Source organism: Providencia sp. PROV003 (assembly GCF_045040775.1).
Classification (GTDB): domain Bacteria; phylum Pseudomonadota; class Gammaproteobacteria; order Enterobacterales; family Enterobacteriaceae; genus Providencia; species Providencia huashanensis.
Genome location: NZ_CP096369.1, coordinates 3966081 through 3978042, shown reverse-complemented (window position 1 = coordinate 3978042; position 11962 = coordinate 3966081). Strand labels below are relative to the sequence as shown.

The following is an 11962-nucleotide window of genomic DNA, read 5'->3' as shown; positions in this document are numbered from 1 at the left end:
TTACTTAGTTCTTCTTAACAAATTCAGATTTCAGCTTCATTTGGCCAAAACCGTCAATCTTACAATCAATATTATGGTCACCTTCGACTAAACGGATCCCTTTCACACGGGTACCGATTTTCAGCATTGAAGAACTGCCTTTGACTTTAAGGTCTTTAACTACAGTGACAGTATCGCCATCAGCTAATAGGTTGCCATTGGCATCTTTTACAATGAGCTCATCAATATCAGCTTCAGGCTCGGCATCATTCCATTCATGCGCACACTCAGGGCAGATATACATATCATTATCAGTATAGGTGTATTCAGACTGACATTTAGGGCAAGGAGGGAATTGCATATTCATACTCTCAGTAACGTTATCAAAATAATAAACTGTGGTAACAGCGCTAGCCGTAAATGCCACAAAAGAGGGATAGTATAAGGTGAAAGGGCAAAAAAAATATTTTTTCAGATTATTCTTAATTTACTGCAAGTGTAATGGAAAGGCGAGAAACTTCCCGCCTAATTGAACTTGGTTTGATTATTAGTGTTGACCGCATACTTCGCAATGTGGGTCTTTAGTTAGCTTAAATTGGCGAAAATCCATAGTCATAGCATCAAATAGCAACACTTTCCCCGAATTTACTTGGCCATAGTTAGCCAGTAATTTAATCGTTTCCATCGCTTCCAAGGTACCAATAGTGCCAACTAAAGGCGACATCACACCAGCCTCGACACAAGTTAAACTATTTTCTCCAAATAACCGGCTTAAGCAGCGATAGCATGGGGTATCATCTTGATAAGTAAAAACGGACAATTGACCTTCCATGCGAATAGCTGCACCGGAAATAAATGGTTTTTTATGAGGTAAACATAAACGATTTAACTGCTCACGAATGGCTACATTGTCGGTGCAGTCTAAGACCACATCATGGCGTTTAATTAATTCATCAAGCTGTTGGTCATCTAATTGCATATTAACTGTGTCAATACGAATATGCGGATTGATAGCACTAAGCTGCGATTTAGCTGAATTAACTTTAGGCTCACCAATAGTTGCATCGCGGTGCAAAATTTGCCTTTGCAAGTTTGATAATGACACCGTATCAAAATCAACCAAGGTTAAGTGACCGACTCCAGCTGCCGCAAGGTATTGGGTCGCTGCGCAACCTAAGCCACCTAGACCGATAACGAGCGCATGACTGGATTTGAGCTTTTCTTGCCCGTCAAAATCAAACCCGCGTAAGATAATTTGGCGGTTGTAACGCAGCATTTCGTCATCACTGAGTTCTAGCACGATAATTATTCGCTTTTCAATAAGTAGTTAAACATTTCAACTTCGACCATTTCTCCCGCTTCAACTCGACCGCGTTCTCTTTCTAATACGATAAAACAGTTCGCTAAGCTAAATGAGCTAAATACATGCGACCCTTGGTGGCCAGTAGTGGCGACGTGTAATTGCCCTTGTTCGTCGGCCGTTAAAATACCACGTTGGAAATCAAGGCGGCCCGGTGTCTTTTTCAGTGGTGTAGTGACTGGTACTTTAAAACGCAGCGGTGTACACCATTGGCTGTGCCCTGAGAGGCGGGCGATCAGCGGTTGTACCAACTGATAAAAGGTTAATGCAGCAGAAACAGGGTTTCCTGGTAGACCGCAAAACCATGAAGAGCTGAGTTTGCCAAAAGCAAAAGGTTTCCCCGGTTTTATTGCCAACTTCCAAAAGCCAATCGAACCAAGCTCATCTAAAATTTGTTTGGTATAGTCAGCTTCCCCCACAGAAACACCACCGCTACTGATCACTAAATCTGCTTGTTGGTCGGCTTCGATAAAAGTCTGTTTTAGTTTCTCTGGGGAGTCGGGGATCACGCCAAAATCTAATATTTCACAGTTGAGTTTTTCGAGCATCAGGCGAACGGTAAAACGGTTAGTGTCATAAATTTGCCCGTCAGCTAATGGTTGGCCAACAGCCTGTAACTCGTCTCCGGTGGAGAAAACGGCAACTTTTAAACGGCGATAGACGGTCACATCAGAAATGCCTAATGACGCAATAAGGGGTAATTGCGCTGTTGTCAGTAATGTGCCCGCAGGGAACACTGCGCTACCTTGGGCAATATCTTCCCCCGCTTTACGAATATTACTGCCTTTTTTAATTGGCTGTGTGAATATAATACCCTGCTCAGTTTGCTCTGTTGATTCTTGCATAACTACGGTATCAACGCCTTGGGGAATTGGAGCTCCGGTCATAATACGGATACAGCAACCTGCTTTAAGCTCCCCCTCCATCGGTTTACCTGCAAAAGATTTACCGGCAACTGGCAATGGGGTTTTGCCATCCCAATCAGCAAAACATAAACCATATCCATCCATCGCAGAATTATCAAATGGTGGAACATTAATCGGGGAAATCAGGTCAGTGGCGATAATACGTTGAGCTGAGCTGGTCAGTGGAATGATCTCTGTGCCTGTCACGGTTTTAGTGTTAGAGAGTAGCTTTTCTAATGCAAGCTCTAGAGAAATCAAATCGTTAGTATGACACTGATCCATAAATAATAACCCTCATTATTGTTATATGCCTTGAGGCTAAAAATGTGTTGGTAATGCATATTATGGCAGAAATACCTGATTGGGTGAATGAATAGAAATTGATTACAAATAGCTTTTAGTCAGATTTATATTAGTGAGCAATGAATTAAGCGATAATAAACTGCACGAAAAGCATACTTGATTTGTTGAAATAATGTTAAAAGTTAGAAATTGAATTATTCTATATAACAATAATATTCAGGCTTAATATGAGTGAATATAGTGTCAATAAAACCAATAACTTTTTCTCCAAGCCATAGCGCAAAGGCTTTTCATATCGCATTTACGGGGTTTCTCTCCTTAATCGTGGTGATGGGGATAGGGCGATTTACATTAACCCCTCAAGTGCCTTTAATGATCAAAGAACATCAGTTAACACTATCGACTGCCAGTGTTGTTGCTGCTTGTAATTATCTTGGTTATTTACTTGGCTCATTTGATGCGATGAGAGCACGCTCACACGTTGAAAAGCGCATGTGGTTAGGTGTTTGGGGCGCGGTAGTGATAACTCTGCTTAGCGCGTTGTTAAATGGGCCTATTTTACACAGCGTTGCCCGCTTTGTGATTGGTTGGGCGAGTGGAATAGCATTAGTTCTTGTCGCAGCATGGGCGAATGAAACCCTTGCTCGGTTAAATAGGCCAGCACTCAGTGTTGCTGTTTTTGCGGGCACAGGTGCTGGGATTTTTATTAGTGGTGTGCTGGCTGTTGCTATCCAAAGTTGGCATTTAACGGCTAGCCAAGCTTGGATTATTTATGGGGTACTAGCGCTGATCTTAAGCTTATATATTAGCCGATATTTACCCCGCAAAGGGCAGTGGGAAAGGCCTTCTGGTGAAATAAAAAAATTAATACTAACCCCAGAAATTAAACGTTTGGTTTGGTGTTATGGGTTGGCTGGTTTTGGTTATATTTTACCTGCTACATTTTTATCGCAAATGGCAGCACAGCGTTTCCCGGATAGCTTATTTGCTCAGTTTGTTTGGCCTATTTTTGGGGCATCAGCGGTTGTTGGGATTGTATTAGCCATGCTACTACGAAATTTGTCAACAACCCGTAATCGTTTAGCGATTAGCTTGTGGTTACAAGGGCTCGGTATTTTGATTGCGGAAGTGGTTCCCGACATTTCAGGTTTAGCATTTTCTGCGGTATTGGTCGGTTCAGGTTTTATGTGTACGGTGCAGTTAGCGCTTCAATTAGGGCGTGAACTTGCACCTGATCATAACCGTTTTATGGCAGGGTTATTGACAACATTTTATGCTATTGGGCAATTAATAGGGCCAACGCTATCATTTATATCCACGTCTTTAACAGGGCGATTGGAACCCGCGCTATATATCGCACTTATCGCCTTGGTAGTAGGCGGATTATTGGTTTATCGTTACCCTAAACGTGAGCTTCGTTAATAAATATTTAGTTCAGCATATTATATATGTGATAGTGATTTTAAATCATAGGATTACTATGGTGAAGAAAGTTGCCTATGGACATGCAAATATTTCACTCCCGCAGTTGAGGTTATACTGGATTATCTGTACCTGCTGTTTTAGAGTAAAGCGCACACCTGCATTTTTATAATAATAGTTACACCATTTGTGGAGGAACCCATGCCATCTCTGAGTAAAGAGGCCGAATTAGTTCATGCAGCTTTGGAAGCTAGAGGCTTAGAAACGCCTTTGCGTATCCAGCCGAAATCAGGCGAAGAGCGTAAGCAACTGATTGAAGGGCATATGACAGAGATCATGAAGCTACTGAATCTGGATTTATCTGATGATAGCTTAGCTGACACCCCTCGTCGTATTGCAAAAATGTACGTCGATGAGATTTTTTCAGGTTTAGATTATACTAATTTCCCAAAAATCACATTGATTGAAAATAAAATGAAAGTCGATGAGATGGTAACGGTACGGGATATCACATTAACCAGTACTTGTGAGCACCACTTTGTGACCATTGATGGTAAAGCGACGGTTGCTTATATTCCAAAAGATAAAGTCATTGGTTTATCAAAAATTAATCGTATTGTGCAGTTTTTCTCTCAGCGCCCGCAAGTTCAAGAGCGTTTAACTCAGCAAATTTTAGTCGCCTTACAAACGTTGTTGGGAACGACGAACGTTGCTGTTTCCATTGATGCCGTGCATTATTGTGTTAAAGCACGTGGTATACGCGACGCCACCAGCGCGACAACGACGACATCGTTAGGTGGGTTATTTAAGTCGAGCCAAAACACAAGGCAAGAGTTTCTACGTGCTGTTCGCCACTTATAAGTTATGGTAACAGCGGCATCGTCAAGGCGTATAGCGCAGCTTGACACTGTTCGTGGCATGGCAATTCTAGGTATTTTTCTTTTGAATATCTTTGGGTTTGCTTTGCCACAAGCAGCTTATTTAAACCCCTATTACACGTCAACGACCTCTCCTTCAGAAGCCTATATCTGGGTTGTTTTCAATGTGCTGTTTCAAGGCAAGGTTTTGGCCATTTTTTCTATTTTATTTGGGGCGACTTTAGCATTATTACAGTCGCGAACATTGAGATGGAATCATTGCCGGCTTTTTATCTTAGCTATCTTTGGAGTTATTCATGGTGTGCTTTTTTGGGATGGAGACATTCTTCTTGCTTATGCATTGACAGGGTTAGTCGCTGTGTATCTAATTAATTATTATAGTGACCGAGTATTGTTAAACCTCGCTGTTACCATTTATTTAGTTGGTTTGATTATATTATTTATTTTAGGTAGTGGCGTTGACCCGAGCCATTTTTGGCAAATTTCAGCGCAACAGGTAGCTGATGAGCAAATGGTAAGAATTGCGGGAGGAATCGAAGGGGTTATTTACCGCACAACAGAAATGTTTATCATGGTAGAAATGCTGGTCATCCAATATGGCTGGCAATTATTAGCGCTAATGGTCATTGGGGCGTTATTAATTAAAAATGGTTGGCTTAAAGGGCAATTTAGTCCACAACATTACCGGAAAATAGCTAAATTATTTATTGTTCCTGCGCTGGTGGTGCAAATTATCGCGTTATATGCACAAAGCCAATTAAATTGGAGCTATTTTGCTACTTCAATTGTAGGGTACATTATTAATGAGTTAGTTACCCCTTTTCAATCATTGGGTTATATCGCATTAGTATATGGCTTTTGGGGTAAAATCCAGTCTAGTAAATTGGTTGATTACCTACAGAATGTGGGGCGAATGGCATTAAGTAACTATATTTTACAAACCCTGATTTGTACGACAATATTTTATCACCTAGGGTATTTTGGGGTATTCAGCCGTGTTGAATTACTGCTTTTTATTCCAATAATTTGGGCTATAAACCTATTATTTTCTCATTATTGGTTGCGAGTATTTCGCCAAGGGCCACTTGAATGGTGCTGGCGTACGTTAACTGAAAAGTTGTATCGTTAAGCGGTTATCGGCTTTAATGATGGCTTATTCACTTAGGTCAGTTAGTTTAATTTATTTATTTCTTCGGGTGAAACCGCTGGGTAGCCTTTAATACCATCCGGCATTTTTATTGGAGCAGGTATAGATTCTTGCTCCCCTAAGAACTTTGGTTCGCGCTTTAAAATATATAAATCAGCTAATGCACCGAGCCGTGCGAACACTTCCCGAGCCCTGACTCTATACATTCCTTCGGGGGTGGGGACCGCTAAACATTGCGCATCAATACCTTTATGTTTTGCTATAAAGACCGCTCGCTCACAATGGAAACGTTGGGTAATGATAGTAAAATTATCGGTATCAAAAACCTTCTTAGTACGAACTACAGAATCCAGAGTCCTAAAACCTGCAAAATCAAGAACAATCTTTGACGCGGGAACACCTTCTTTAATAAGGTCTTTGCGCATATTGATGGGTTCATTGTAATTATGTGCACCATTATCACCACTTAAGAGCAAATACTTTACTTTGCCACTACGGTAAGCTTCTGCTGCACCTTTAATGCGATAGGAATAGTAGAGGTTAGTCACACCGGATGTGTAATATTTTGATGTACCAAGCACCATGCCAACATCGCGTGCAGGCAATTTTTCTATATCTTCATAGATATAGGGAGCGGTATCCCAGCTTATCCAGCGATCAAGCAAAATAATGGTCGTTATTGCTATCCCTGCAAGAATAAAAAGACCAATAATCAGACGTTTCCTCATGTCCTAGCCTTGAAAATAAAAAATCATAAATGAGATTGCTAGCCTTAATTGACCAGAGCTTCTAGGCTACTTGAGTTAAATAAGTGGCGCAAGTCACGTAACGTAAAGTCGTGTCAATGTTAGCCCTTTGTATAAGGTTGACGAATATTAAAGCGCATTGTTGTGTGAAAAAACATCAGCGATTGGATGAAAAAATTGAAAGTTTGCCATTATAAACAGTGAGCAGTTTCACATCTCGGTAGTTTTTATGTCATAAGGCTATCTGTTATGAAATTTTAATTCTATATTTATATTTTGTTGTGAAATTAAATTTCTTTAAATGTAGTCTATCTTTGATAATAAACACAGTAACCTGATAGGTGAAAAGCATGAAACTAACGACATTAATCGCGGCAAGTGCGGTACTGATTACTTCAAGCGTAGCAGCAAAAGATTACCAAATTAACCATACAGAACAGTTGAAATCACTGAATGATGCGACTAAAAGTGCTGAAATCTGGGAACAGGCAGAGGTATTGACGGACTTTACTTATCCATGGGAAAAAGAAGCCGCTCCGAAAACAGATTTTCGTGCACTTTGGAGTGATGACGCATTATATTTTCGTTTTATTGCCGAAGATAAAGACATACAGCTGGGGGATGACCCTGATAAAGACCAAGCAGTATTAGATTCTGATCGTGTAGAGCTATTTTTTGCTACCAGCCCTGAACTAAAGCCTTATTATACTGCTGAAATGGACCCTAAAGGGCGTACTTTTGACGCGAAGGCTAATTTTTATCGGGAGGTCGACCCTAGTTGGAATTGGGAAACGCTGCAAACCGTGGGTGAAATAACACCAAACGGCTATATATTAACAGGCAAGATTGACCTTGATGAGTTCAGCAAGCTTAATTTATGGCAAGACAAAGATAAGAAAACCCTAATGTGCGCTATCTTACGCGGGGAGTTTAGTGCTGGTGAGCCTAAGCAAGTCCGTAAGTGGATTAGCTGGATCAAACCTGATTCTGTAAAACCTGATTTTCATATACCTTCTGCTTTTGGCTCCTGTAAATTTGTAAAATAACGCTATGAGCGGCAGTATTTCACTGCCGCTTTTTCCCTTAGAACATGAATGAACTGTGAGAAAGATCATAATCATCACTTTAGTTGATTTTATTATTGCAATTTAAATTGAAATAAATATTCATATATAGTAATTTTTATTGAAATTAAATTTCAAATACAATGAGGAGTGTTTTAATGTCTCTAGCCGAAAGTACTCTGAGTGACTGTCTACAAAATGAATTCAATCAGGAAACCTTACAGTTTTCACGTTTGGAGACATTATCGATGGTTACACTCATTAACCAAGCGGATAGCACCGTTGCAGGGGCTATTCAGACCGTTTTACCCGCGATTGCAGAGGCGGTTGATGCTATTGCTGAGTGCTTAAAACAAGGCGGTCGTTTGTTTTATATCGGTGCGGGGACTAGTGGAAGGCTTGCAGTCTTAGATAGCGCGGAGTGCCCTCCAACTTTTGGTACCTCACCAGAATTAGTGCAATCAATTATTGCTGGTGGTCAAGATGCGATGCTAAAGGCAGTTGAAAATATTGAAGATTCACCTGAAGCAGCAATAGAAGAATTGAAAAAGCGCCAGCTTTGTGGAAAAGACGTTGTTGTGGGTATCGCTGCAAGTGGGCGAACTCCATTTACTTTAGCAGGGATTGACTATGCCAATGGGCTTGGTGCGTTAACCGTTGCTATCACGACCCGGGGCCGCGGGCTCTTAAGTCATATTGCAAAAATAGCGATTGCGCCAGATGTAGGGCCTGAAGTGCTATCAGGCTCAACGCGCATGAAGAGTGGTACCGCCCAAAAAATGATTTTAGGTATGTTAAGTACATGTGTTATGGGCCGCCTCGGCCGTATCCACACTAACTTAATGATTGATGTCGTTGCCAGTAATATTAAATTATTACGCCGTGCAGAACGAATTGTCAGTGAAGTTTGCGGTATTGATACACAAATAGCCGCAGAGTTATTAGTGCAAGTGGATTACCACCCACGACGCGCAATTTTAATGTATGAATTACAAATTAGTGCACAGCAAGCAACGGATATAGTTCAGCAGCATCCAAATACAACACTGGATAAAATGTTAGAAACTCACCGTTAATAAACCGGTATAGCATGATGGAGAGCCAAGCTATTGGCTCAGCCAACATCAGGGGAATAATATGGCTAATAAGATAGAACATCTGGAAGTACTCGCCAGAGAAATAGAAAAATATGCGGGCGGCTTTGAGAACGTGGCAACTTTAACTCACTGTATGACTCGTATCCGTTTAGTGTTAAAGGACAATAGCAAGTTTGATGCTGATGCGTTGAAGCAAATTGATGGTGTGAAAGGTGTTATTTTTAATGGTGAGCAACAGCAGGTGATTGTTGGTATGGGCACCGCAGCAAAAGTTTTTTCAGTAATGAATAAGCGAATGCAGGGTAGTGCATCAGCCACCACAGCCGAGCAAGCTCCTGTAGAGAAAAAAGCGTTTTCTATTCGTCGTACTTTAAACACTTTGGCTGCTATATTTGTTCCTACTATTCCAGCTCTGATTGGTTGCGGCCTTATTATGGGGCTTATCAATATTGTTCGTTTGGTTGCACCAGGGGTTGTAGAACAATTTCCAGAGCTATTCAAATTATTGAAATTAATCGGCAGTTCAGTATTTGTTTATCTATCAATTATGATTGGGGTAAATACGGCAAAGGAACTCGGCGCATCGACCTCAATTGGTGCGGTTATGGCGGGCTTGCTCTCCATGCCGGGATTGGCTGATATTACTTTATTTGGCTCCAAACTGGTACCAAATAGTGGTGGGATATTCGCCGTCTTGATGGTCGTTGTTTTTTCGTCAAAATTTGAAGTGTGGTTTCGAAGTATTATCAAAGAAAGCCTTGATTTGATAGTCACGCCATTTGTCACGATCTTAGTATCAGCAATGGTTGCCATTATCGTATTCCAACCTGCTGGCCATTATTTGAATCAAATCTTGGCGCAAGGTGTTTCTGTTGCATTACTGGATAGTGGTGGTGGTGCTGTAGCGACAGGTGGGGTCTTAGGCGGTAGTTTCTTATTTTTACTGTTAACGGGTCTGCACCAAGGGTTGATACCTATCCATGCGGAAATTTTACAAACCTTTGGTCTGAATTATTTATTCCCAATCTTAGCAATGGGCGGTATGGGGCAGGTAGGTTCTTGTTTCTGGGTGTATTTAAAAACTAAAAATCAACGGTTGAAAAAAACGCTAGTCGGGGCATTGCCGGTCGGTATTTTTGGGGTAGGTGAACCATTGTTATTTGGTGTGTCATTACCGCTAGGTAAGCCCTTCATAGCTGGCTGTATTGGTGGTGCTGCTGGTGGTGCATTAATGGCCTTTTTCCATGTTGGTATTATCATCCCATTTGGCACCGCTGGGTTATCATTAATCCCATTAGTAGGAGATGGGCAAATACTGGACTTTCTAATTGCAGTTGCAGGCGCATGGATTGTCGGGTTCATTGCCAGTATGATAATAGGCTTCACTGATCCAGAAAAATAACTAGAAGGAATAGCCATGTCGACACTGACGGTAAAACTGGAAAGCTTACAAACTAGAGGTAAAGGCACTGAGCAGCGAATTGCCACATTTTTGTTGGATAATCGTGACAGTATGATTGCGATGAATGCCGCAGAATTAGCACAAGCTGCTGGGGTCAGTAGTGCGTCTGTTATCCGCTTTTCACGCCAGATGGGTTACCGTGGCTATCCTGAATTTAAAGTTGATTATTTGTCTGATGAAAAACAACATAAAGCGGAAAGCTTATACGGTAATCTGAGCCGTAATGATGGAACGGAGCAGATAATCGCTAAAACAGGGCAAATGTTTATTTCGGCAATTGAAAAGTCATTGGATTTACTAGAACCGTCAGTTATCGATGACGTTGCCCAAAAAATGAATAATGCGAAGCGGATTGTATTGTTTGGTGTGGGGTCATCAGCAATTGTTGCCAGTGATATTTACCATAAACTTATTCGTATCAACAAGCATGCATTATTCAGCTACGACTTACATGTTCAGTTAAGTTATTCTGCTAATTTAAACCAAGATGATTTAGCTATTGCAGTGACTGCTCGTGGGAATACTCAAGAAATCAACCAGATGTTGCGAGCTGCGAAAGAGACAGGCTGCCCGACGGTTGCTTTGACTCGTTTCGGGCAAGATGAAGCGGTGAAATTAGCTGATTTCAGTTTACCTTATTTTTATGATGAACAGCATACACAGTTAGGGATAATTACCCCCCAAGTGTTACAGATGATCATCTTTGATACGTTGTTTTTTAAATATCTTACGTTAGTGGATAGTGATGCAGACTTAGCATTACAAAAAGGGCGACAAGCACTGATACAAGGCAAGAGTTAATGATTGTAACAGAGTTAGCAATAGGTGCTCTAATTGGGCTGATTATCAGCACAACGGGGGTTGGTGGTGGAGTGATTGTTCTGCCCATATTAACCTATTTTTTTGGGCTTAACGCATTAGCGGCTGTCGCGACAGCTAATTTTCTTTCGATGTTGATGAAAGTCTCTTCTTCCTATATGCATTTTCGGTTAGGCAATATTCCTTTTAAAGGGGCGATGATTGTTTTAGCCATTATGTTGCCGAGTACTTTTTTATCAAGCCTTTTAGTGACTTGGCTTGGGGGATTGCCTGGGTATCAACTACAAGTCGAATGGGGGATTAACCTTTTAGTTGCTGCTGCAATTATTTTCTCGTTGTATTTATTTATTCAGAGAATGTTTTTTGTTTCAGTCATTAAGCAAAAAATGGTAGAAACCAACCAACTAAAAGCGATGGCGCTCCCTGCTATTCTAGCCGGCGTGGTGCTAGGTGCAACGGGGGTGGGTGGTGGTGTTGTTGTGTTACCTATGCTATTGCGATATATGCAGCTGAATATTAAACAGGCAATAGGGACATCAATTTTTGTGACGACGTTATTATCGGGTTCATCAGCTTTGGCTTATGCACAGGATGGCTATACCGATTTAAAATTGGCGTTGATATTATGTGCTGGGGCATTGATGGTGATGCCCCTTGCGAAATATTTATTGGTTCATTTGTCTGAGCGCACTTTCCAATATGTCACATTGTTATTGATTGCCTGTAGTGCGGTGATGATGACTATGAATTTATTTTCTTTTTAGTTTTATCGTGTTAGGG

The 11962-nt window shown here is 41.1% G+C and carries 12 protein-coding genes; 8 read left to right on the top strand and 4 right to left on the bottom strand.

From position 1 onward, the window contains the following. Positions 1–4: 4 nt before the first annotated feature. The 3 genes from M1F14_RS18250 to moeA all read right to left on the bottom strand — a co-directional run bounded on the left by M1F14_RS18250 (position 5) and on the right by moeA (position 2526). Positions 5–340: a zinc ribbon domain-containing protein YjdM gene (locus tag M1F14_RS18250; RefSeq protein WP_042846644.1), complete on the bottom strand. Its 336-nt coding sequence runs from the start codon at positions 338–340 to the stop codon at positions 5–7. A 186-nt stretch (positions 341–526) separates the two neighbouring features. Further along, positions 527–1282 carry a molybdopterin-synthase adenylyltransferase MoeB gene (gene moeB / locus M1F14_RS18245; protein ID WP_181469323.1) on the bottom strand — a complete coding sequence of 252 codons (756 nt, stop codon included), beginning with the start codon at positions 1280–1282 and terminating at the stop codon, positions 527–529. Between the two features lie 2 nt (positions 1283–1284). Further along, positions 1285–2526 carry a molybdopterin molybdotransferase MoeA gene (gene moeA, locus M1F14_RS18240; protein ID WP_042846582.1) on the bottom strand — a complete coding sequence of 414 codons (1242 nt, stop codon included), beginning with the start codon at positions 2524–2526 and terminating at the stop codon, positions 1285–1287. A 351-nt stretch (positions 2527–2877) separates the two neighbouring features. Here moeA and M1F14_RS18235 point away from each other — a divergent pair, with 351 nt between their 5' ends. The 3 genes from M1F14_RS18235 (at position 2878) to yeiB (ending at position 5976) form a co-directional block, all read left to right on the top strand. Beyond that, positions 2878–3969 carry a YbfB/YjiJ family MFS transporter gene (locus tag M1F14_RS18235; protein ID WP_094301199.1) on the top strand — a complete coding sequence of 364 codons (1092 nt, stop codon included), beginning with the start codon at positions 2878–2880 and terminating at the stop codon, positions 3967–3969. Positions 3970–4170: 201 nt separating this feature from the next. Beyond that, positions 4171–4830: a GTP cyclohydrolase I FolE gene (gene folE, locus M1F14_RS18230; protein WP_042846580.1), complete on the top strand. Its 660-nt coding sequence runs from the start codon at positions 4171–4173 to the stop codon at positions 4828–4830. An 81-nt stretch (positions 4831–4911) separates the two neighbouring features. Further along, the gene (yeiB, locus tag M1F14_RS18225) at positions 4912–5976 is read left to right on the top strand and encodes a DUF418 domain-containing protein YeiB (protein ID WP_405127778.1); all 1065 of its coding nucleotides are present in this window, start codon (positions 4912–4914) and stop codon (positions 5974–5976) included. Positions 5977–6017: 41 nt separating this feature from the next. Here the strand turns inward: yeiB and sanA are convergent, their stop codons facing one another. Then, the gene (gene sanA, locus M1F14_RS18220) at positions 6018–6722 is read right to left on the bottom strand and encodes an outer membrane permeability protein SanA (RefSeq protein ID WP_042846578.1); all 705 of its coding nucleotides are present in this window, start codon (positions 6720–6722) and stop codon (positions 6018–6020) included. Between the two features lie 368 nt (positions 6723–7090). Between sanA and M1F14_RS18215 the strand changes: the two genes are divergently transcribed. The 5 genes from M1F14_RS18215 to M1F14_RS18195 all read left to right on the top strand — a co-directional run bounded on the left by M1F14_RS18215 (position 7091) and on the right by M1F14_RS18195 (position 11946). Beyond that, complete coding sequence (locus M1F14_RS18215) at positions 7091–7786, top strand: carbohydrate-binding family 9-like protein (RefSeq protein WP_042846577.1); 696 nt, start codon at positions 7091–7093, stop codon at positions 7784–7786. A 176-nt stretch (positions 7787–7962) separates the two neighbouring features. Next, complete coding sequence (gene murQ, locus M1F14_RS18210) at positions 7963–8880, top strand: N-acetylmuramic acid 6-phosphate etherase (protein WP_042846576.1); 918 nt, start codon at positions 7963–7965, stop codon at positions 8878–8880. Positions 8881–8941: 61 nt separating this feature from the next. Further along, the gene (locus M1F14_RS18205) at positions 8942–10303 is read left to right on the top strand and encodes a PTS transporter subunit EIIC (RefSeq protein ID WP_042846575.1); all 1362 of its coding nucleotides are present in this window, start codon (positions 8942–8944) and stop codon (positions 10301–10303) included. A gap of 15 nt (positions 10304–10318) precedes the next feature. Next, a complete protein-coding gene (locus M1F14_RS18200) occupies positions 10319–11164 on the top strand; it encodes a MurR/RpiR family transcriptional regulator (RefSeq protein ID WP_042846574.1) in 846 nt (281 codons plus the stop codon). Beyond that, positions 11164–11946, top strand: coding sequence for a sulfite exporter TauE/SafE family protein (locus M1F14_RS18195; protein WP_042846573.1), 783 nt, complete (start codon positions 11164–11166; stop codon positions 11944–11946). The genes M1F14_RS18200 and M1F14_RS18195 overlap by 1 nt, the downstream gene beginning before the upstream one ends. The last annotated feature ends 16 nt before the right edge of the window (positions 11947–11962 follow it).